We start from the raw sequence: 19949 nt of genomic DNA, 5'->3' as shown, positions 1-19949 counted from the left end.
CAGGAGCCGGCTACGGACAGCCCTTCCCCGAGTACGCGCTCGCGGACGGCGCATCGCAGTCGAGGGTGCTCACCATGCCGGTGAGCCCCTCGACGCGGAGCAGTGTGGGGACACGCCCGGACGAATAGGTGATCGTCAACGTCCCGGGCGTGGCCGCCGCGAGCGTGTCAGGCCGTCCACGGCTGGAGCGCAGGCAGCTCAGGTCGCCCTCGGCGCGCACGGCCCGTCCCGTGGGCAGGAAGCACAGTCCGCTCACGCTGGAGGCGTTCATCGACGGGGGGAGCGCGATGTCCTCGCCCACCTCGTCGCAGCACGACGGGTTCTGCCGGCACGTCGTCGACACGCAGCTCGTGGCGGGGCAGGAGTCGCTGTCCCAGGTGTTGTCGCACCGGGGCCGCTCCCACCGCGCCACGGTGCCCACGGTCCCATTCGCCAGCGTCACGTTCGCCTCCACGACGAAGCGGATGGGCTGGTTCGTGGCCTGGGCCCGCTGCCGCGCCTGCATCGCCGAGGACTCGAGCTCGCGCGTGGTGCCGCTCTCGCGCCGGCGCGCCAGGTTGCTGCTCATCCCCGACACCGCCAGCGTCGTCACGACGGCGAACACCGCCAGGGCCGCCATCAGTTCCAGCAACGTCATTCCTCGTGCGCCACGCATGGAGACCTCGCGCGAGCCCTGGAGCCCGGTCATGGCACCCGCCCGGCGACGGCCTGGTTCCGGAGGCTGACCCGGAACGTGAGCGTGCGGCGGCGGTAGCCGTCTTTGGGAAAGCCCTCGTCATCGGTCGTGCCCGCCTGGACGGCGCTCAGGTCGCGACGGGGCGAGCGGACCACGAGCGTCACCTCGACGGACCGCACGCGCTCCTGGAGGATCCGACGGAGCTCCGCATCCGACGTGGGTGCGGCCTCGGGAGCATCGGTGGGCCCTGTGTCCACCGCGCACGCCGCCTGGGTGAGGGTGCAGCCGTCGACCCCGGGCCTCCCGGCCGCAGCGTCCGGGAACCACCGCAGGGGTCGCTGCGGTTGGGACAGATCGATGAGGCCCTGCCGGACCTTCAGCTGCTCGACATCGCGGCTCACGGTCGTCCACGTCGTGGCCCCCGCGGGCAGGTACTCCAGGACCGGATCACCCGTGGCCCAGTTCACCCGGTACGAAGAACCCTGGGCCCGCATCAGCAACCAGCCCGGCTCCTCCCACAGGGCCGCCTGAGCGTCCGCGCAGGGACCGCTCTGGATTCGCAGCGTCCCGGTGCCCGCGATGGCGGTGACCTCCTGGGTGGCCGCCTGTACCTGCCTGACTTCCACGTGGCAGGCCAACACCTGGCTGGCGTTGACGAGGAACGCGGGCGTGGTCTGCCCCGTCACGGGCTGGAGCTCCGTGGCGGGCGCGGGCGCCGTGCAGAAGCGCTCCGCGCCTCCCTCGCGAACCCGGTAGGCCTTTCCACCGGCGCAGTCGTCCAACGCAATCATCCCCCGGCTGTCGCCCCACCAGAGTTGCAGCGCGTCCGAGGCCATGCCCGCATACGGCCCGCCCGTGGGGGGAAGCGCGAAGCCCGGATCCGCGGCCAGCAGCGGCGGACGGCCCAGCGACAGGTCCGGCGCCGTCCACACGGTGAGGCCCTGGCGCACGTCGCCCTGGGAGAACACCAGCGTCGCGTTCCCCATGCCGGCGCCCACGCGGGACAGCTCGGTGACGAGGAACTCCTTGAGCGCGCGCCCGGTGACCTGCGCGAGCATCGTCTGCTGCTCGAGCACCGAGCGCCGCTGGAGCTGGACGCTGGCGCCCAGGGCCATCGCCAGCAACACGAGGGACAGCGCGGAGCCGATCATGAGCTCCAGCAACGTGAAGCCACGCCGGACAGAAGGCCCGCGTCTCATGGCGCCATCCGCGTCTGGAGGACGACCACCTGGCGTCCGGTCCGGGCGGGCTCCACCCAGCTGACGCTGACCCGCACGTTGACGAGGTTGCCGGATCCCATCCCTCGCAGTGACCGGTCCACGGCCGGCACGCCGACGGCGCTGTTCTCGTTGAGGCCCGCCTGGACGGAGCCATCCACGTCCACCGCGATCTCATACTCGCGCGCGACGATGGACGCCGCAGGCCGCGTCGTGAGCACCGCCCCGGCCGCCGTCTGCCACACCTTGGAGCGGCTGCCGTCCAGCGCGGCGATGTTCCCGCACGGCGGTGCGCGCGTGCAGCCCTGGGACACGAGGTTCTCCAGCGTCTGCTCCGCCAGTGTCTGCGCCTGGGTGGCGGTGAGGGTCCGGCGGCTGGCGTGGTTGCTCTGCTGGATCATCGCCATGGCCGCCATTAACCCCAGGAGCAGCACCACCGACGCCGCCATCGTTTCCAGCAGCGCGACGCCTCTGCGTGCCGCGAGCTTCCGCGTCCTCATTTCGGCATCCTCCCTTCGGGCACGGACTCCCAGAGCAGGACCCGCGAGCGAGTGGCCCCGGCGCTTCCGGTGTCGTTGTTCCAGGCGTCTCCGCCCACCATCAGCATCTTTCCGTCAGCGGTGAGCACGAAGAGGTGCTCGTCGTGCACCACCGGCGCGCTGACGCCGTGGCCCTGGAGGGCCGCGCTCGACGTCTCCGGCGCCAGCGTTCCGGTGTTCAGCTGGCCCACGGCGTAGAACCGTCCGCTCTCCGTGCTGCTCAGGCTACAGATGTCCGCGGCCTTGCCCACCGCCGTGGTGGCGTAGACCTTGTCCTGGGAGAGCGACACGCCGCCCCACACCGCCTGCCCCGCGTCCAGCGGCCTCACCCAGAGCGGTGACAGCGCCACGCAGCCCCGAGCGCCGGTGGGATCCGGATCCTCGTAGCCCAGCAGGTGGTACTGGTAGCGCGTGTTGTCCGCGGGCCCGTCCGAGGACTCGTCCGGGTTGTCCGCCGTGCCGAAGTAGAAGCGCACGATGGGACCGGTGCTGGAGTCCACCACCTTCACCGCCAGGTTCGAGTAGAGCTGCTGGTAGCTCTGGTCCTGGGACCTGGCCGCGCTGCTGCTCAACGACACGTCTACCGGGGCGTCCGCCACGCGGCAGCGGCTCACCTGGGCGCCGAGCGGCGCGCTCGTGTCCACCCGGTCCAGGTTGATGCGGTACACGCGGCCGGCGGTGGTCGGGACGTAGAGGACCTCGTAGGTGCCGTCCTGATCCAGGTCCACCATCGCGGACTCGCCAGCGATGCCCGAACCGTCATCCAGGGTGATGACACCTGCCATGCGGCCGCCCGTGCCCAGGTCCAGCGGGCGCCCCGTCTTCATGTCGAGCAGGTAGAGCGTGCCCGCCCGGCCCGAGCTCGGCACGTAGTCCGTGCCGACGACGGCGCTCCAGACGGGGCCGCGGGAAGCGCCCCACGCCAGGCGCACCACGCTGGGGGCGTGCCGCGAGCCGGAGTCGTCCGGAAGCTTCACCCTCTTGGGCGTGGAGCGATCCGCGTTGCGCGCGTCCGTGAAGGACTGCTGCACGGCACCGTCCGCCAAGCTGAACTCCCAGAGCGGCAGCGGGAACTGCGCGGGCAGGTCCGGCCGGGTGACGTCGAGCGCGAAGACCGCGGGGCTTCCCTTGCCCGTGGCGGAGACCAGGACCGTCTTGGCGCCCTGCGTCCGCGAGGGCGTACCGGACAGCGTCCACGCGGGCTTGCCGGGCACACCGAAGTCCACGTTGGCGATGGTGGGCGAAGCATCCACCTGCGGGCGCGGCAGGTTGCCCGAGCCGAGGAATCGCGCGTAGCGGTTGACGTAGCGCTCGAGCAACAGCCTCGGGAGATAGGCGAACTGCTCCTCTCCGGTGCCGTAGTCCCTCGGCACCGTGCGCGCCCCACATGCGGTCGGCGCGAAGTAGCCGCGCTGCTGCTCCTGATCCAGGCAGCCATCGCGCGCACCCGTGCGGAACGCGCCCGCGTCGAAGGCGTGCAGGTAGCCGCTCACCGTGCCGACGTAGGCGACGGTTCGGCGCTCCTTCAGCGGCTCCATGAAGTTCTTGCGGTACTGGTCGCGCTCCGCGGCGCGGGCGCCCTGGTACCAGGCGTCGAAGAACGGCGGCACGGCCAGCGCCACGGTGGACAGGTTGATGCCGCCCACCGGCCAGGCGCGCCGCACGTTCGCGGGGCCAGGCGTGTGCAGGTCCTCCCAGCCGTACAGCCACTCGCGCAGGAAGGCCCGGTCGTTGGTGTCGTCGTCGATCCGCTTGAACGGATGGGTGGGCGTGCCGCACGTCCCGTCGTTGTTCAGGTCGTAGACGTAGCGGCCGTTGACCACCTGATCACAAAGGCTGTCGGGGAAGAGCGGGCTGGTGGAGGCGTTGTCGGCGGCGGCGGTCTGGACCTCCGTGCGCATCCCCGAGGCGTCCAGGGTGAAGAGGCGGCGGGAGGCGGGATCCCGGCCTTGCGCGAACGCGACCGCCATGACGCGTCCACCGTTCCACCGCTCGACGACGTTCGTCCGGGTGGGGGCCTCCGGGTCGTAGAGCGAGCGGAAGTACAGGTGCCCGCGCACCGCCAGGTCCGTGGTGCCGTCGTAGGCCCGCTGGCTGGCGGCGGGCATGCCGGCATACCCGGGCGACGTCCATCCCTGACCCCAGCCGCGTCCCGGCGTCTCGTTCGCGCCCCAGACGAGGGCGTTGCCCAAGGTGGAGGGCGACGCGCGTGCGTACGTGCCGGCGCGCACGGCCTGGTAGCCCACGTCGACGTTGTCGATGACGGGACGGCACCGCTCGTTCGGGCTGGTGATGTCCGCCTTCCAGCACAGCTGCGAGCCGGTGAAGCCCAGCGCCAGCATGTCCAGCTCCACCTCCTGCGTGGGCGGCGACGTATTGGGGAACTCCACCGGATACCAGGTGGGGTTGGGGTTGCGCGTGCAGACGCCCGCGGCGCAGACGCGGCAGTCCACCGCGACGGAATAACGGATGGTGGGCAGCGGTCCACCGGCAGGCCGGCACGCGCCGGGCAGCTCCTCGGACCAGCACGGCGCGCCACCGGAGCAGGTGCGCGGGGCGGGCGCGAGGTCGTCCTGCCGCCGGAAGCGGACCTTGGTGATGGTGAAGTCCTCGGCGATGTCCGGGGAGATGTCGCCAGACACGGTGCCCGAGCGGACGCCGCCGCCGTTCTCCTTGTTGATCATGAACACGACGTCGTTGAAGTCGCGATCACCGCCGCCGTTGAGGTCCTCGAACCCGAGGATCCACCGGAACGGGTCGGTGCTCGGCGCGCCCATGATGACGTGGGCCATGCGGTTGTTGGCGGGCCGGGGGATGGACTCCTTCTCCATGGGCATGTTGAGGTTGCCGTAGGCCGGAGTGTTCAACCGGCCCAGCGTGGAGTTGACGTTGCTCTTGGGGCCCTCCAGCCAGCCACAGAGCAGCTGGCTGCTGCCGGCCACGGCGCAGGCCCCGTTGCTCGTGGAGGGGCTGCTCGGGTTGCAGCTCGAGTTGTAGCTGCAACCGATGTTGCGCTCGGCCGTCGTCGTGCCGCCCACGGCGTTCTGGTCCAGGTTCCACGCCGCCTTGGAGAAGAAGACGGAGACGGAGGTGCGCAGGTGGAGCGTGCACTTGTCATCCGAGTCGCGGCGCAGGCACGGGAAGACGGTGCCGCCCGACGTGGAAGGAGCGTGGGTCGCGTCGTAGAAGACGACCAGGAAGAAGACGACCTCCTTGCCGCCTTCAATCTGTCCCAGGTCCACCGTGCGGTCGTACGCGGTGATGCCCGGGTCCGGGTTGGTGGCGCGCTGCAGGCCGTTGGCGTCGTAGCGGGAGACGTCGTAGTCGGGGACGCCGTCGGCGGTGGCGCTCGAGTCGGCGACCGGAGGGATGTTGTTGAACGCGCTCGTGTCCGTGTCGTCGTCGGACAAGAGGAAGACCATCCGGCCCAGCCCCAGCTTGTTGTTACGGGGATCCGCGGGCTCCAGCAGGTTGGGGATGTAGTCGAAGACGCCACGGTCGGAGAACGCGGGCGACGTGGGCGCGCCGCCCATCGTGCTGCCCACGAGGTCGACCTTGATGGTGTTGCCCGTCTGTCCCGGCCGCGCGTCCTTCACGCTCTGCTGGGAGCTGAACGTCGAGGCGCAGCTCCCGTTCATCGCCAGCTCGGGCTGGTTGTAGGTGAAGCCGCCCGACGTGAACGGCACGTTGCACCGGCGGTTGGGCGTGCCCGAGGCGGCGGCGGGCCCGATATAGGGCCGCGCGCGGGAGCCGCTGGTAGGCGCCAGGTTGTACAGGTCCTCGTGCAGGTCGAGGATGCCGTTGCCATTGGCATCCACGAGGTTGCCGTTGGCGTCCGCGTAGCCGCGCGCCTTCACGTCGTCCAGGTACAGGTAGCCCAGGGCGTGCGAGGCGCCAGCGGACTCGAACACGTAGCTGATGGTGACGTGTTGATCGAACGGGAAGTAGATGCGCTCGGGGTCCAGCACCGTCAGGTTGGTGTTGAGCTGGAGCCGGGGCGGACTCTCCCGGGTGATGAGGACCGACTGGTTCGTGTCGAAGCCGCTGGCCTGGAAGGCGGGCTGCTTGTCCTGGCTGAGCACGTCCGTGCAGAGCTGACTGAGTCCACCCGCCTGGGCGAGCAGCGGGGTCAGCAGGAGCGCGGAAAGGAGGGCGCGGATCATCGGGTCTCCTTCACACCGGAGCGCGGTTGCCGGGCACGCCGCTCGGCGAGCTGTTGCTCCAGTTCCTGGCGCAGCCGCTGTTCCCGCGGAGGCTCGGGAGGCTGGGACACGGTGGCCAGGAAGGACATGAGCGCGTCCAGGTCCGACGGCGCGAGCATGCGCGTGTCACATCCCGTGTCGGGCTTCAGGCGCTGGGGGCCCTGGATCCACTTGCGGACCTGCTCGTAGGTGCGGCGGGGCATGAGCTCGCCCAGGTTGGGACCGCTGCCCCTGGAGGCCGCCACGAGGCCCGACGTGGGCTGGGGCTTCGAAGGCGCCTGGGCGACATGACACCGGGAGCACGCCTGGTTGAAGAGGACTTCGCCTCGGTTCTCGGCGCTGGCGATTGGCGCGAGGAGGAGGAACGCGGAGAGCAGCGGAGCTCGCATGGACGCCTCGGGGGACTGGCTGCGGCTTTCAGAAGAAGCGGACGGTCTGGGGGGAGGGCGCCTGGCGATCCAGGGTGTTGTTGAAGGTGTTGCTGGGACCGCAGCCGCGGTTCACGCAGCCCGGGCCGGTGAGCCGCAAGGCGTTGTCATTGGTGATGAGCGCCTGGACCACGGAGCGGGTAGGGCGCCCGCTGCTCCCCAGGACTTCACCCACGGCGACGAGCCAGACCCGGCGGTTGGTGTCCTCGGTGAAGTCGGCGTCGTCCGCGTCGTCGTGGACGAAGACGCGGTAGCGGACGTTGGCCTGCCGCGGATAGTCCGCGTAGAGCTCGCCGGTCGCGCTCGAACGCTCCGCGACGGACAGGTCCTCCAGCGTGAGCGGGTACGTGTTCCAGCCGTCGCTGGAGGCAGGAGCAGGAAGGACCTCGTACCAGGGCTGCGTCGCGGAGCCGAGCCCGGGCTCGCTCACGGGAGGCCCCAGCGCGGCGAGGGCCGTGTTGTACGTCTCCGAGTCCCCGAGCAGCAGGCGCATCGTCTCGCGCCCCTCCGCGAGTCCAGCTTCGGCCGCGAAGAACGCCTCCTTCTGACGGCGAAGGTCGCCCTGGATGGTGGCCTCGCGGGTCACGGCGCTGACGGTCAGGGCCACCGTGACGGTGAGCGCGAGCGTGATGCCCAGGGCCGCCAGCAGCGCGAAGCCGCGCTCACGCGGTCTATGCCGGGAAGAGAGGGAACGACGGGGGAGGCGCGAACAGGACTCGGAGGGGGGACGGTCCATGTCCGGAGGCAGAGCAAGCGTCGTGCCCTGTGTTCACAGACACTCGATATCAGGGGGCGCCACTCTGGAGGCCGTGATCACCGAATCCGGACGGCATGCCAATTCCAGACAGACGTCGCGGGACTTCTCTCCAGAATCTGGAACGTGTGAACCAGAAAATGGAAGCACGTCAGGCATTGGTTCCAGGAAGGTCGCGACGGCCGGGCCATGCCCGCTTGCCTCGCTCCCTGCCGGGGCTGCATCCGCCGCCGGGTGGACAGAGCCCGCCGGGACGGGCGTCAGACCCGTTGCGCGCGACGGGTCCCCTGCTATAACGCCCTCCGTTTCCGGTCCCGTAGCTCAGTTGGATAGAGCGGCGGTTTCCTAAACCGCAGGCCACAGGTTCGATTCCTGTCGGGGCCACTCCGCAACCCCCCGTCCCGACTGAGGATTTCGTCGGGCCCGGGGGGCCTTGGAGAGACGCCGCGTTTGCCGCGGACGGAAACGCAAAAGAAATCCGAAGGGGACTTCCTGGGGGACAAGCAGCACCGTTTCCCCATGTTTCCGGGAGCACCCCTTTGATCCAGAACCTTCCGACCGGCCGTGGAAACACCCCCAGCGTTCACGGGGTGAGCACCGCGCCAAAGGTCGTCTACGACGCTGGCGAGTCACTGAAGCGCGCCGTCCAGTCCGTCCTGACCAACGACACCAACGGCCACATCAAGGCGACCACGGCCCAGCTCGAGTCGACCCTGCGCCAGAACGGCATCAAGGACACGCGCTTCGTCGGCCAGCTCCTCTACAGCTTTCGTGGCGTGCAACAGGGCGTGCCAGGTGACCTCCAGAAATTCAAGCAGGCCGTGCAGATGGCGCGAACGGTGGGAGCACTCGGTCCGAGGGGTGCCACCTCGCTGCTGGGCATGGTGAACGAAGCCGCGCAGAGGCAGACCCAGAAGGCGAACGTCGACAACAGCATCCTCAACGTCAAGAACCAGCCGGCCCAGCGCAAGCCCTTCGAGAGCGTGTTCGAGTCCGTACTGCCCAAGCCTCCGCGCTCCATTGGGGCCGACCTCTTCGAGAACGCGCCCCAACGCAAGCCGCAGGGCCAGGCTCCGGTGCAGGCACAGCAGACGGCGCCAGCGAAGCAGCCCGAGGCCGTCTCCCCGGCCGTCAATCGCGCAATCACGAGCATCGATATCGCGTCGAAGTCGCTGCCCAGCGGGCTGCTGAAGGAAAGCCTGGCCGCCGTTTACACAGCGGCGAAGCTCGTGGTGGACGCGAAGACGATGGGAGACAAGGAGACGCACCAGCGCGCGATCATTGACCTCACCGGTAAGACCTTCAAACTCATCGGCGAGATCGCGAAGACCCTGGGCCAGCATCCGGAGCTCGCGGAGAAAGCCGCGGGTCAGCTTGGGAATGTCGCCAAGGTGCTCGGTGACAAGATCGCCAAGCCCCTCAAGGCGCTCGAATATGCCTCGCGTGCCTTCGCGGGCGAGACGCTGGATGGCACGCCGGTTGACAAGAAGAAGCGGGTGGATGCCGCCTACGAGCTGATCAGCATGCCCCTTCCGCCCGTTGCCCAGGCCGCCGCGCTCATCGTCAAGGAAGAGATCCAGGCCCTCTACACCTACCTCGGCGTGCCCGGGCAGCGCTCCATCGAGACCATTGGCCTGAAAGGCCTCTTCAACGGCAAGTCCCCCGAGCAGATCAAGGCCGACATCCGAGCCCTTCCCACCACGGACGCGGCGAGCGCGAACGGCACGGTCCGCAAGCTCCTCACCTTCTTCCCGAACACCGGCGCCTTCGGCGCCAGCCGCGCGACCGCGAATGACCTCTGGCGCAAGGCCATCTCCATCGAGATGAAGCCATTTGCCGACGAACTGCAGGGCATGGTCACGCTGGACAAGAAATTCCGCGCCTTGCCTGAGGTGCGGCGAACACAGGTCGCGGAGCGAATGAAGGACGCCGCGATCCGCTTCATCGACGATCAACTGACCGACGCGCGCGGCAACTGGTAGGTGAGGCGAAGCTGCGGCATGGGAACCCCGTTGTGGGCCTTTCCCGGCTGGGCTGCGGTGTCCCAGCGTAGCACCTGCACGGGCGTCCACGCCCGATAGTGTAGGGAATTGGTGGACTGCTCGCTGAACAGCCTCCTGTGCATCATTTCCCGCTTCGTCGGCTCATTTAAATCGGGGGGGAACCGCTTCGCACCGTCAGCGAGAAATAGAGACAAGCCTCACATCACCTCGTGCGGTGTCCAGGAGCGGTCGCTGTTTCCGTAAGACAGGGCCGAAAGGACAATCATGATGACAATCAAGACAGGTTCGCGGTTCGCGCTTTCCATCTTCGCCATGGTGACACTCTGGGTCACGCCGGCCCAGGCGAACGACTGCGATGAGGCTTATGGATATTGCATGGACAACGCAAACTCCGAGAAGGACTGGTGGACGCAGGAGCACCTGTTCTTTGAGTGTGAGATGCTTTATGCGGTCTGCAACTCGCAGCCAGTCACCTGTGGCGATAATTTCTGTGGCGCTGGAGAGGACATCTACTCCTGTTATGTAGACTGCTACTGAACTGAAGGTTGCCGTTTCCGCTCAGGGCCGCGCGTCGCCGGTCAGCGCCGCGCGGTGGATGGCCACCCAGAAGTCGGCGGCCCGCCGGGCCCCTTCGAGCAGCGGCTCCGGGTGCCCGGCTCCCAGCGCCTCGCAAAGGTCCTGGGCCCGTGCGCCGTGCTCCAGGTCCACGTCGAGGTGGACGAGGATGAAGCGCGCCTTCGTCCGCTCCAGCCCGAGCCGCCCCAGCCCCTGGCGGGCCTCGCCTCCCAGGTGCCTCGCCACGCCCTCCAGCACTCGCAGCGCGCCCAGGAAGGCGAGCTGCTGCTCCGGCCCGATTCCCTCCCAGAAGGCGTGGAAGTCGGCCACCTCGCGAGGCGTGCCGGACGAGGGCTCGCGCCCGAAGGCCTCGAGGTCCGCCCTGGCCAGCAGGTAGTGCGACTGCTCGTCCGCCGCCAGCTCCGCGAAGAAGGCCTTCAGCTCGGGGAGCGTGGCGCGCTCGGCTGCGAGCCGCAGCCGGTCTCCGCTTCGCCGCGTGTAGTGGTACATCATGTCTAGGAATGCCACGTAGCGCTCGGGCGTCACCGTCGGCAGCCAGCTCGCGACCTGCCGCGCCATCCCGACGGTGATTGCCTCCAACTGCTCCTCAATCGCAGACATCCTCAGTCCCTCCGGTCCGAAAGCAGCGCGCCCAATGTCCGCCGGGCATGAGCGAGGTGCGGCGCCGCCCGCTTCGGGGGCAGCTCGTCCAGGCGCACCACGCCCGCGTCGAGGAACCCCTCCCCACCGAGTCCCCGCCCACAGGCGGTGGGCACCGCGCGCAAGTCCACCGGCTGGAGCACGCCCCGCGTATCCCGGGCGAGCGCGAGCTTCAGCACGGCCCCCGTCTGACACGCCAGCGTGGGCATGATGCTCAGGAAGTTGCCCAGCGAGTACGCGATGAGCCCCATCCGCGCGGGCCCGCCCCGGCGCACCTGCGTGGGGCAGGTGGCGTCCGCGCCGTCGATGGACACCCACTCCACCGGCTGGAGGACATGCGGCGAGGAGCCCAGGAGGACGTCCGCCCCGCGCTCGATGAGCCGGTACGCGTGCTCGCGCTGGAGGGCCTCGGGCCAGTACTCGTACTCGAAGCCCCAGTGCGGCATCAGCACCACCAGGTCCGGCCCCACCGCGCGAGCGGCGTCGATGAGCGCGCCCAATCGCTCCCAGTCCGGCGCGTGGAGCGGGCTGCCCAGCCGCGTCACCGGCACCCCGGCGGGCGGCGTCCCCACGAGGTGGTTGATGTCATACGTCACGGCGGCGATGCCCATCCGCACCCCGTCCACCTCCAGGGCCGCCACCGCGTCCTCCGGCCGGGGGCCTCCCACGCAGCGGTGCTGGGCGGAGGCCAGCACCGTCTCCCGGGTCCGCTCCAGCCCTCCGGCGCCCTGGTCGAGCGCGTGGTTGTTGCAGAGGGAGAAGACGCGGTGGCGCGCCGTGCCCTCCCAGGCCGTGAGGTAGTCCGGCGGGGCGTTGTAGTGGAGCGTCTCGTAGACGAGCCGGGGTACAGGCCGCGCCGGATCCACCGGCGTCTCCAGGTTGGCGAAGGCCACCGCGTCATTCGCCATCACCTCCCGGACGCCGGGAGAGAGGGCGCGGTGGAAGCCGCTGCGGATCCACATCATGTCGCCCACGGCGCTCAGCCGGAGCTCCGGCGCGCCCGCGTGCCGCCAGCTCCCCGAGGCGAGGTGCCGGGCGACTCGAGCGAAGTGCTCCGCGGTTCCGGCCGAGCGCGGCTCCGGCAGATGCAGGAGGCTCTTGGTGATGTAGCGCAGGTTGAGGTCCCAGCGGGACAGCGGCCAGCGGCCGTCCTCGTAGCGGATGTCCGCGTACAGCCGGCGCAGGGCGTTCATGGGCGCTTTCGCTCCAGGGTGACGAGTCGCACGTCCTCGTCCACCACCATGGGGCCGGCCAGGAGGGCCCGCCACATGACGTGGAGGTAGCTGTCGAAGAGAGGGGCCCCGCGCGCGAGCAGCTCGGGGCGCAGGCGCGCGTGCAGCCGCGCGAGGTTGTAGCCGGGCACCCGCGGGTAGAGGTGGTGGTCCAGGTGGTGGTTGAGGCCGTTCCACAGGAAGGTGACGAGCCGGGTGCTGCGCACCGTCGTCGCGGTGTGGAAGCGGTCGCCGCGCCAGACGTTGGCGTGGTGATCAGAGATGGACTTGAGCCCATTGAGGGGGCTGGCGAAGAGCACCGGCAGCAGCCAGCACTCCACCGCGCCGCCGAGCAGCCCGTGGCCCGCCAGGAGCCAGAAGAGCAGCGCGTAGAAGGCCCCGTAGCCGAGCAACACCCACGCATGGCGGCGCAGGCGGCCAGCGTCGAAGTGCTGCACCGGGTAGAGGACGTTGAAGTAGACGAGGCTGAGCGGCAGGCCCAGCAGCACGGTGGCGTAGAAGAGTGTCCACAGTCCAGGCGAGCGGCGGCCCGCGTTGTAGGCGTCAGGGTCCTTCTCGGTGCGGTTCCAGCGGTGGTGCGCGAGGTGGTCGTGCCGCATCGGCTCGTAGGCGATGCCCACGAGCAGGCTGAGCGCGTTGCCGAAGAGGCGGTTCTGCCAGGGCCACGCGAAGAGGGTGTCGTGCCACGCGTCGTGGTCCAACTGGATGAGCCCCATGACGCCCTGGGCCGCCAGCAGCCACAGGGGCAGCTTCAACCAGAAGCCACTGACGTGCGCGAGCCCCACGCCGGCCAGCCCCCACACGCCCAGGTGGAGGGCCGCCATGCCCAGCGCCCGTGCGGGGCGGATGCGCAGCAGCTCCACCAGCTCGTCGCGGGAGGGGGCAGCGGGTGATGCGGAGACGGGGGGGAGGGCGGGCTGCATGGGGCCTTTAGAAATAGCGGGGGACGCGCTGGCGGTAGCGCGCGTAGGCCTCGCCGAGGCGGGCGGAGAGGTAGCGCTCCTCCTGGAGCACCAGCCCGTGGAACAGCACCCCCAGCACCGCGCACGCCCCGAGCGTCACCCACGACGGAGCCCAGAGCGAGGCGCCCACGAGGTACAGGTAGGAGAAGACGTAGATGGGGTTGCGCGAGTGGCGGTGGAGTCCTCGCTCGTGCAGCACGGGCAGGGACTCCCCCGTGTCCACGCCGATGCGGAACGTCGCGCCCATGCCGTACTGCGCCGCCAGCATGCCCACCAGCCCGAGCACACCCAGCGCCCAGCCCACCTCCGGCGCAAGGGCCAGCAGGGGCCGGCCCCAGGGCAGCTCGGACCAGCGCGGCCAGAGCGCCGCCGCCACCACCGAGCCCGCCCATACCAGCGAGGCGCCACTGATCAACCGCGTGAGACGCGTGTGCGAGGAGTCGGCCCCGGTGCTCCGGTAGGCCAGCGGGCTGCGGCCGAAGCGCAGGCGGTAGACGAGACTGGAGCCCAGGTGCCCCAGCAGCAGGTGCAGCGAGATGAAGCCCAGGTAGAGCGCGGGTGCGTCGCGAAGCCCCTTCATGGTCCCACCACCTCCGCCGAAAGCCCGAAGCCGGAGGACGCCCAGCCCGCGAGCTGCTCGGTGAAGTCGCGCAGCTCGCCGTGGTTCCACAGTCCCTCGAACGTCGCCGTGCTGATGTGGAGCGTGTCGCCAAAACCCAGGCCCGTCGCGCCCCAGGTGGCCGTGTGGCTGCGCATGGAGTGGATGCGGAAGGGCGCGTCCACGAAGTGCTTGTCGAGCCGACCCAGGTAGGTCGCCACCAGCGTGTTGGTGCGGGGCTCGGCCACCAGCCCGGGGCGCGCGTTGCGCCGCAGCACGGGCCCCGGGGCGAGCCGCGCCACCGCCATGCACTCCAGCGCCGTCGTCCAGTGCACGCCCTCGTCGAGCACGCGCCGCAGCGACTCGCGCACCAGCGCCGCCAGCGAGGGCGCGTCCTCCAGCCGGGCGCGGACCTCGCACATGGGAAACTCCAGCGGCACCGTCGAGCAGCCGTTGCCCAGCATCCGCCCCAGCCCCAGCATGCGCCGCAGGTCCACCGGCACCCGCAGGCGGATGAGCCCGTCCTTCGTGGGCTCGCGCAGCGCGACGCCCGCCAGCAGCGCGGCGAAGAAGACCTCCGAGGCCTGGACGTCCGTGCGGCCCGCCGGGAGTGTCAGGCGCGCCGTCGCCATCAACGAGCGGCCCGCGGTGTCTCCACTGCGGCGCAGGCCCAGGCCCCGGTGCGCGAGGAGCCGGCGGCGGGGGCTCGCGAGGCCCAGCACCCGGCCCGGCCCGCGCAGTGCCGCGAGCAGCACCTTGCCATCCGTCAGCGTCGACGGGCCCAGCGGAGGCGACTCCGACGCGCGCCCCGCGCAGTGCAGCCAGAGCCGCTCCAGCAGGTGGGCGAGCGCCTTGGCGTCCCCGATCGCGTGGTGGAGCTGGATGGCGAAGAGCCACGGGCCCGGCATGCCATCGGCCACAGGGTGGAGGTGGAGCCGCAGCGGCACGTCCCTCGCGAGGTCCACCCGGGTGTTGATGATCCGCGTCACCGCCTCGGGCTCGTCCAGCGGCTCGGCGCCTTCCAGCAGGGCCGCGTCCACCGCCTCGTCCGTGCGCGGCGCGGGCACCCACGCACCGCGCGCGTCGTCCCAGGCCACGTTGAGGCGCTCGCTCTCGCGCACCAGGGCGCGCAAGGCCCCGCGCAGCCGCGCCACGTCGGGCCGCGCGTCGATGCGCAGCAGCACCGTGGCCCAGATGGTGGCCACCTCGCCGTCCAGCCGCGCGAGGAGCGTGTCTACGAAGTTCGCGCGCATCGCTCCACCCATCCGCTCCACAGGGCCCGGGCCGCCTCGCCGTCCAGCCGCGCGCGTCCCACCGCCTCGCGCGCCCGCTCCGGCGCCGGCAGGTGCTGGAAGACGATGTCGTCAGCCGCGTCCAGGCGCGGTCGGAGTCCCGTCGGCAGGTAGCCCGCCGCGAGGAGCACGGGCGTGGCCTCGGCCACGAGCTGGGGCTCGCCCATGGACAGGTGGACCAGGTCCACGCGCGCCCGCGAGGACGGGAGCGCCGTGGCCCACTGCGCTTCCCCGGCGGACCCCACCAGTTCCCGCCGTTCGAGCCGCAGGGACTCGTTCCAGTCGAGCGGGCGCGGCACGAGGCCCCCGGTGCGAGGGCGGCGCTCCAGCGGCGTCAGCTCCACTGTCCCCGGCAGGCCCGAGGCGGCGAGGATGGACGCGAGCCACTCGCCCCACGGCCCCGCGGGCAGGAAGCGCCGGCGCGGCGGTAGCGGCGCGAGCACCGTCGTCATCGCCAGCGCCTGCATCGGCAGGCCCGAGCCCTCCACCCCCACCAGCGTCTCCCCCTCGGTGTAGTCGACGATGAGGCCCACCGGCACGGCCCGCATGAAGCGCGACGCGTAGCGCTGCGCCATGAGGTGCAGCGTGGACGTCTGTTGGTGCAGGAAGCCCACGCGCGCCTGAAGCCGCTCCAGGAGGTGGCTCCACAGCCGCTCGTGCTCGGCGCGGTCCATGGCGGTGCGCCGGCAGGGCAGGGCCACGGAGAGCCCCGAGTCCAGGGAGTCCCGCCCCGGCTTGCACCACAGCCCCGTGTGCCAGAGGAGCGTGCCCCGGGCGTCGAACTCCCCCAGGCTGAGCAGCGCGCCGGCCCTCCAGAGCCGCGAGGCCCCTTCAGGCTCATGGAGGAAGCGGTAGGAGTAGCTCCCGGCGTAGCGCGCGTGGAGCAGCTCGCGCAGCGCGGGCTCATCGGGCTCCGCCAGCCAGCGGCTGTGTTCGCTGGGCGGGGCGGCGCGAAGGCCGTCAAAAGGGGTGGCGGCGCGTTCCCGGCACATGGAACGTCAGCAATGCACCAACAGGGCCAGCCGGGAAGCCCTCCTCTTTCCGAGGGGATGGGCCCGCGCGCCCACCGGGTGTGCAGCCCGCTACACAGCGTGGAGTACCCGGCTGCACAGACGGCAAGCGCCTGCCCGGCCGCCCCACCTCCCTGGTCCTTTCCTTCGCGCTCCCATATCGATGACCGTTGCACTCATGGGCACTCGATACTCGCCGGACACCCTGAACTACTTCGTTGTCCCCTCCAATGAGAATGAACACACGCACGGCCGGAAGCGGCTGATCATCTCATTCGTGGTCCTGGGACTGCTGGACTATCTGGCTGCCTTCAAGAGGATTGACTCCCAGGCCGTGGTAACGGCCGAGGGCTCCACCATCCAGGCGAAGACCGGAGGTGGCGTCGGCAAGGCCGATAAACAATGGGCCCACCAGGTCTTCCGGGAGCTGTCGCTGAACCGCGTCCCGCTGCACCTGCTCGAGAACCTCGAAGAAGAGTGGATGGTGTCGTTTCTGTATTGCAACTCCGCTGTCTCCAAGATTCCTTCCATCTACAACGAGGTGGATGGGCTCATCGAAGCCAAGATCCGCGTTGGCTTCGTCACGCTCGCGACGAAGGTGCTGCGCGAAGCCCCCCAGGTTCCGTTTCGCTCCATCCGGGCCCAGGGCCAGTCCCAACGGCGCCTCATCTGGCTCGAACTCCTGGATCTCTTCATCACCACCTGCGAGAGCGCGTCCGCCGAAACGAACAAGGCGCCCCTCAAAGCCATCCTTGACCGCTACGCGGATGAAACGCGGACCTACAGGCGGGAGGCGGACCTGCTGGCACCGTTGAAGAGCCACAACATCTACCGGAAGGAGCCGGCGGAGTGGAATGCCATGTTCGCGCCGCAGGTCCGCGCGACGGTTGCCACCACCCCTGCTGAACGGCTCGCGAAGCGCAGATTCCTCTGGGCGCGGGTCCAGCGGGATCGCCTGCAGGACGAGCAACGCGTCCGCTCGGAGTCCGTGGGTGGGCTGCTCACGCTGTCGCAGTGACGCTCAAGGCGCCAGGTCCACTCCCGCGCGTGCAAGGTAGGCCACCGCCTCGACTTCTCCTGCCTGTCCCGGAGTGCCCGTGAGCGCGGCCATGAATGGCCCGTCCCACGCGTCCGCGGCCTCCATCAGGCCTTCGCGAAGGAATTTGTGGAAGGCGTCCTGGCTCGGATGGGACATCTGGAGCCGGCACATGGAGCTGCGGCACTCCAGGGACACGATGCGCGCGCCTTGAGGCAGCACCGCACCGAGCCGCTCCGCGCGCCGTGTGGCGCCGTGGCTCCAGGCCGTATCCACGGCTTCACCGAAGAAGCGCGCGTCCATCCGTGCGACGGCCTCGTCCGGCGTCGGCTCCTCGTGGACCGCTGCGATGGCTTCCGCGTCGGGCGGACTCATGTCCACGGAGGACGGATCTGGAGCCACGGGTGTATCCACGCGCGGCCCCGTGGCCCGGGCCGCCACCTGGGCCTCACGCGCCAGCCGCTCGGAGTGAGCGACCGAGCCCTCGAGCTCGCGGACCTGCGCCTTCAACCGCTGCAACTCGGTGGTTTCACGCGCGCCAGGCTCGCCTGCGTTCACGTCGCTCGCGACGGCGAGCCGGGACACACCGTAGGAAAGCAGCCCCACGGACAGGGCCGCGCAAATCAATACATGATTTCTTGTCATGTCACATGAGCCGGGGTGCCCACGCATACGCGGACACCCCGCTCCGAGAGTCATGGGCCCAACCGGCTTCTGCTAGGGATTGTGCTCGACGGTGTTGACCTGTCCGCCCGGGTCAACGAGGCAATTGGCGTACAGGTAGCCGCTGTTGGGGATGTAGGCGCCGGTCAGCGCGATGATCTGCGGCGTGCCGAAGGAGGTGAGCCACTTGCGGGTCCCGCCCCAGACGAGGGTGGCCTCGCGGTTCATCCCAATCGCCATGCAGCCGACGTTGTTCGAGGGCGTGGCGCCACGCGCGGTGACGTTCACCGCCTTGCTACCTGCACTGTCGGACGTCAGGGGAATCTCGTAGCTCCTCCGGGTCGAACAGACATTGGACATGGTGCTGTATGACATGGAGAAGCAGGGGCCGTCGCTCCAGGCGACGGGCCTGCCGGCGCTCGCGGGCACGGTGCGGGCCGCCATCGCCGCGAGGGGGAGAAGGACCACCATCGTGAGAACTGCCTGTTTGAGCTGCCTCGTCATGCGCTTCCCTCCTGGGGTGGGGTGCTGCGCGCGAACAGTCAGTGCGAGCCGCTGAAACAGCCATCCCTAAAATCAGGGAACACGCTCCCTGAAAGCGACTCTGGAGTTTTCATGGCCGCTGGCAGTCTTCGAAGCTCTCAAGTCCGAGCCCTGATTCGTCTGGTCAACGAAGCGCATGAGCTTCCCGAGGGGCAAGGGGAGAGACCGCGGCATCTGCTCTCCGGCATGTGCCGTCTCCTGGGCGCCGATGCGGGAGCCTGCGTCCTGGAGGGCGACTTCAGACCGGAGGGTCGTGGAGGCTTCAAGGCCGTCGTCCTGGAGGGCTGGGACGGCGCGGCGCGGCCCGCGCTCGAGGCGCTCCAGCGCATGGGCAGCGCCTGCAACCCGAGCATCCGCTCCCTGATGGAGCTGACTCCGGTGCCTGGCGCGGTCCTCACCGCGCTGCGGCGGGAGCTCGTCGGAGATCGGGCCTGGTACGGCGCCCCCTACGTCGAGCACTACCTGCGGCCGACGCATCTCGATGAATCGATGTATTCGATCCGGTGGTCCGAGGTGCCGGGAGCGGTGCGGGGCATCGGCATCTACCGCGGGCGGAACGAGCGCCCCTTCGATGAAGCGGACCGCGAGCTGCTGCACCTGTTCCACGCCGAATGCGGAGCCTTGCTCGGCCTGCCGGAGGAGCCCCCAGGGGTGCGGCTCACGCCGCGCGAACGCCAGACGCTGGGACTGCTCCTGCAAGGGCTGGGGGACAAGCAGATCGCCGCCCGGCTCGGCATCAGCCGCTTCACCGTGAATCAATACACGAAGACCCTCTACCGGCGCTTTGGCGTGCAGTCCCGGACGGCCCTCCTCGCGAAGGTGCTCGGCGGCCAGGGCGGAGGCACGCGCCGCAGGGAGCGCCTGCCAGCTGCCCCACCGTCATGATCCGTCGGTCCGAGGAATGGAGCCCCCGCCCTCCGTGCCGCCTCACGGTCCACCGGCCTGACGCTCCAGTCATCCTGCCGCACCATGTCCATTACTCGCGGTGAGGTCACCGACATCCCATCTGGGAGGACAGCATGGACGTCAACGACGTCATCGACCGGACCCGCGACAGCATCACCGTGAAGCGCGTCTACGGAGAGGCCATCCAACAGGGGGGCGTCACCGTGATTCCCGCGGCCCTGGTGGCAGGCGGAGGCGGCGGAGGCGGCGGCGAGGGGCCGGCACCTCAGCAGGCCGGAGGGGAGGGCGAGGCCCCGATGGGAAGCGGCTCGGGCAGTGGGTTCGGCTTGAGGGCCAGACCCGCGGGCGCCTTCGTCATCCGCGAGGGCAACGTCACCTGGGTCCCCGCCGTGGACGTCAATCGCATCGTTCGGGGAGCCCAGTTGCTGGCGGGCACGGCCATCCTCCTCTTCGGCATCCACCGGTTGCTGGGCGCACGCCGTCACGCCCGCCTCCTTTCAAGCCGATGGTTGCCTGGGGCAAGTGCTTTCCGGAGACCCTGATAAATCCAGACCCCCATTCGTGCGGGGGACTACCGGGCCGGGCCTTTTTTTCCTGTCGACACCTGATGTATTCCTCCGAGGGGATGCCGGAACATCGGCATGTGTTGAGCGCGCCCGGACCTTCCGGGCGC

At 69.8% G+C, this 19949-nt stretch carries 19 protein-coding genes and 1 tRNA gene; 6 read left to right on the top strand and 14 right to left on the bottom strand.

Going from position 1 to position 19949, the window contains the following annotated elements; genetic code table 11:
* Positions 1 to 10: 10 nt before the first annotated feature.
* The 6 genes from JYK02_RS10920 to JYK02_RS10895 are packed head-to-tail and all read right to left on the bottom strand — an operon-like array spanning position 11 to position 7798.
* Positions 11 to 655: a pilus assembly FimT family protein gene (locus JYK02_RS10920; protein ID WP_207051094.1), complete on the bottom strand. Its 645-nt coding sequence runs from the start codon at positions 653 to 655 to the stop codon at positions 11 to 13.
* Positions 656 to 684: 29 nt separating this feature from the next.
* Positions 685 to 1875, bottom strand: a complete 1191-nt coding sequence (locus JYK02_RS10915; RefSeq protein WP_207050862.1) for a prepilin-type N-terminal cleavage/methylation domain-containing protein — start codon at positions 1873 to 1875, stop codon at positions 685 to 687.
* On the bottom strand, positions 1872 to 2393 hold the full coding sequence (locus tag JYK02_RS10910; protein ID WP_207050861.1) for a type IV pilus modification PilV family protein: 522 nt from the start codon (positions 2391 to 2393) through the stop codon (positions 1872 to 1874). The genes JYK02_RS10915 and JYK02_RS10910 overlap by 4 nt, the downstream gene beginning before the upstream one ends.
* Positions 2390 to 6595 carry a PilC/PilY family type IV pilus protein gene (locus JYK02_RS10905; RefSeq protein WP_207050860.1) on the bottom strand — a complete coding sequence of 1402 codons (4206 nt, stop codon included), beginning with the start codon at positions 6593 to 6595 and terminating at the stop codon, positions 2390 to 2392. The genes JYK02_RS10910 and JYK02_RS10905 overlap by 4 nt, the downstream gene beginning before the upstream one ends.
* Positions 6592 to 7023 carry a c-type cytochrome gene (locus tag JYK02_RS10900; RefSeq protein WP_207050859.1) on the bottom strand — a complete coding sequence of 144 codons (432 nt, stop codon included), beginning with the start codon at positions 7021 to 7023 and terminating at the stop codon, positions 6592 to 6594. The genes JYK02_RS10905 and JYK02_RS10900 overlap by 4 nt, the downstream gene beginning before the upstream one ends.
* A 28-nt stretch (positions 7024 to 7051) precedes the next feature.
* Positions 7052 to 7798 carry a pilus assembly PilX family protein gene (locus JYK02_RS10895; RefSeq protein ID WP_242588645.1) on the bottom strand — a complete coding sequence of 249 codons (747 nt, stop codon included), beginning with the start codon at positions 7796 to 7798 and terminating at the stop codon, positions 7052 to 7054.
* Positions 7799 to 8126: 328 nt separating this feature from the next.
* On the opposite strand from JYK02_RS10895, the gene JYK02_RS10890 reads away from it, so the two are divergent.
* The 3 genes from JYK02_RS10890 to JYK02_RS10880 all read left to right on the top strand — a co-directional run bounded on the left by JYK02_RS10890 (position 8127) and on the right by JYK02_RS10880 (position 10356).
* Positions 8127 to 8200, top strand: a tRNA-Arg gene (locus JYK02_RS10890).
* Between the two features lie 155 nt (positions 8201 to 8355).
* Positions 8356 to 9798 carry a hypothetical protein gene (locus tag JYK02_RS10885; protein ID WP_207050858.1) on the top strand — a complete coding sequence of 481 codons (1443 nt, stop codon included), beginning with the start codon at positions 8356 to 8358 and terminating at the stop codon, positions 9796 to 9798.
* 285 nt (positions 9799 to 10083) lie between these two features.
* A complete protein-coding gene (locus tag JYK02_RS10880) occupies positions 10084 to 10356 on the top strand; it encodes a hypothetical protein (protein WP_207050857.1) in 273 nt (90 codons plus the stop codon).
* A 21-nt stretch (positions 10357 to 10377) separates the two neighbouring features.
* On the opposite strand, the gene JYK02_RS10875 is transcribed toward JYK02_RS10880, so the two are convergent.
* Genes JYK02_RS10875 through JYK02_RS10850 form a run of 6 tightly spaced genes read right to left on the bottom strand, consistent with a single transcriptional unit; the run spans position 10378 to position 16110 of the window.
* Positions 10378 to 10995 (bottom strand): iron-containing redox enzyme family protein, encoded by a 618-nt coding sequence (locus JYK02_RS10875; protein WP_207050856.1) that lies wholly within the window; start codon positions 10993 to 10995, stop codon positions 10378 to 10380.
* Positions 10996 to 10997: 2 nt separating this feature from the next.
* Positions 10998 to 12227: a CapA family protein gene (locus JYK02_RS10870; RefSeq protein WP_207050855.1), complete on the bottom strand. Its 1230-nt coding sequence runs from the start codon at positions 12225 to 12227 to the stop codon at positions 10998 to 11000.
* Positions 12224 to 13189: a fatty acid desaturase family protein gene (locus JYK02_RS10865; protein WP_207050854.1), complete on the bottom strand. Its 966-nt coding sequence runs from the start codon at positions 13187 to 13189 to the stop codon at positions 12224 to 12226. Before JYK02_RS10865 ends, JYK02_RS10870 begins: the two co-directional genes overlap by 4 nt.
* Before the next feature lie 7 nt (positions 13190 to 13196).
* Positions 13197 to 13808 (bottom strand): methyltransferase family protein, encoded by a 612-nt coding sequence (locus JYK02_RS10860; protein WP_207050853.1) that lies wholly within the window; start codon positions 13806 to 13808, stop codon positions 13197 to 13199.
* Positions 13805 to 15079: a hypothetical protein gene (locus JYK02_RS10855; protein WP_207050852.1), complete on the bottom strand. Its 1275-nt coding sequence runs from the start codon at positions 15077 to 15079 to the stop codon at positions 13805 to 13807. The genes JYK02_RS10860 and JYK02_RS10855 overlap by 4 nt, the downstream gene beginning before the upstream one ends.
* The gene (locus JYK02_RS10850; protein ID WP_207050851.1) at positions 15061 to 16110 is read right to left on the bottom strand and encodes a hypothetical protein; all 1050 of its coding nucleotides are present in this window, start codon (positions 16108 to 16110) and stop codon (positions 15061 to 15063) included. The genes JYK02_RS10855 and JYK02_RS10850 overlap by 19 nt, the downstream gene beginning before the upstream one ends.
* A gap of 196 nt (positions 16111 to 16306) precedes the next feature.
* Between JYK02_RS10850 and JYK02_RS10845 the strand changes: the two genes are divergently transcribed.
* Entirely contained in the window at positions 16307 to 17146 is an 840-nt protein-coding gene (locus tag JYK02_RS10845; RefSeq protein WP_207050850.1) for a hypothetical protein, read from the top strand.
* A 3-nt stretch (positions 17147 to 17149) separates the two neighbouring features.
* On the opposite strand, the gene JYK02_RS10840 is transcribed toward JYK02_RS10845, so the two are convergent.
* On the bottom strand, positions 17150 to 17770 hold the full coding sequence (locus tag JYK02_RS10840; protein WP_207050849.1) for a hypothetical protein: 621 nt from the start codon (positions 17768 to 17770) through the stop codon (positions 17150 to 17152).
* 111 nt (positions 17771 to 17881) lie between these two features.
* Entirely contained in the window at positions 17882 to 18331 is a 450-nt protein-coding gene (locus JYK02_RS10835) for a hypothetical protein (protein ID WP_207050848.1), read from the bottom strand.
* Between the two features lie 225 nt (positions 18332 to 18556).
* Here JYK02_RS10835 and JYK02_RS10830 point away from each other — a divergent pair, with 225 nt between their 5' ends.
* Positions 18557 to 19255: a helix-turn-helix transcriptional regulator gene (locus JYK02_RS10830; RefSeq protein WP_242588644.1), complete on the top strand. Its 699-nt coding sequence runs from the start codon at positions 18557 to 18559 to the stop codon at positions 19253 to 19255.
* 134 nt (positions 19256 to 19389) lie between these two features.
* Positions 19390 to 19818, top strand: coding sequence for a spore germination protein GerW family protein (locus JYK02_RS10825; RefSeq protein WP_207050846.1), 429 nt, complete (start codon positions 19390 to 19392; stop codon positions 19816 to 19818).
* Positions 19819 to 19949 lie beyond the last annotated feature (131 nt).

The sequence above is a fragment of the Corallococcus macrosporus genome (assembly GCF_017302985.1).
In the GTDB taxonomy this organism is placed as follows: domain Bacteria; phylum Myxococcota; class Myxococcia; order Myxococcales; family Myxococcaceae; genus Corallococcus; species Corallococcus macrosporus_A.
This window is presented reverse-complemented; position numbering and strand designations above follow the sequence as displayed.

Coding starts and splice junctions, on each gene's coding strand:
- JYK02_RS10870 (WP_207050855.1), bottom strand. CDS start 12,227: ATGAACGCCCTGCGCCGGCTGTACGCGGACATCCGCTACGAGGACGGC.
- JYK02_RS10865 (WP_207050854.1), bottom strand. CDS start 13,189: ATGCAGCCCGCCCTCCCCCCCGTCTCCGCATCACCCGCTGCCCCCTCC.
- JYK02_RS10875 (WP_207050856.1), bottom strand. CDS start 10,995: ATGTCTGCGATTGAGGAGCAGTTGGAGGCAATCACCGTCGGGATGGCG.
- JYK02_RS10850 (WP_207050851.1), bottom strand. CDS start 16,110: ATGTGCCGGGAACGCGCCGCCACCCCTTTTGACGGCCTTCGCGCCGCC.
- JYK02_RS10915 (WP_207050862.1), bottom strand. CDS start 1,875: ATGAGACGCGGGCCTTCTGTCCGGCGTGGCTTCACGTTGCTGGAGCTC.
- JYK02_RS10920 (WP_207051094.1), bottom strand. CDS start 655: ATGCGTGGCGCACGAGGAATGACGTTGCTGGAACTGATGGCGGCCCTG.
- JYK02_RS10880 (WP_207050857.1), top strand. CDS start 10,084: ATGATGACAATCAAGACAGGTTCGCGGTTCGCGCTTTCCATCTTCGCC.
- JYK02_RS10900 (WP_207050859.1), bottom strand. CDS start 7,023: ATGCGAGCTCCGCTGCTCTCCGCGTTCCTCCTCCTCGCGCCAATCGCC.
- JYK02_RS10830 (WP_242588644.1), top strand. CDS start 18,557: ATGTGCCGTCTCCTGGGCGCCGATGCGGGAGCCTGCGTCCTGGAGGGC.
- JYK02_RS10855 (WP_207050852.1), bottom strand. CDS start 15,079: ATGCGCGCGAACTTCGTAGACACGCTCCTCGCGCGGCTGGACGGCGAG.
- JYK02_RS10895 (WP_242588645.1), bottom strand. CDS start 7,798: ATGGACCGTCCCCCCTCCGAGTCCTGTTCGCGCCTCCCCCGTCGTTCC.
- JYK02_RS10825 (WP_207050846.1), top strand. CDS start 19,390: ATGGACGTCAACGACGTCATCGACCGGACCCGCGACAGCATCACCGTG.
- JYK02_RS10835 (WP_207050848.1), bottom strand. CDS start 18,331: ATGACGAGGCAGCTCAAACAGGCAGTTCTCACGATGGTGGTCCTTCTC.
- JYK02_RS10860 (WP_207050853.1), bottom strand. CDS start 13,808: ATGAAGGGGCTTCGCGACGCACCCGCGCTCTACCTGGGCTTCATCTCG.
- JYK02_RS10910 (WP_207050861.1), bottom strand. CDS start 2,393: ATGAGGACGCGGAAGCTCGCGGCACGCAGAGGCGTCGCGCTGCTGGAA.
- JYK02_RS10905 (WP_207050860.1), bottom strand. CDS start 6,595: ATGATCCGCGCCCTCCTTTCCGCGCTCCTGCTGACCCCGCTGCTCGCC.
- JYK02_RS10845 (WP_207050850.1), top strand. CDS start 16,307: ATGGGCACTCGATACTCGCCGGACACCCTGAACTACTTCGTTGTCCCC.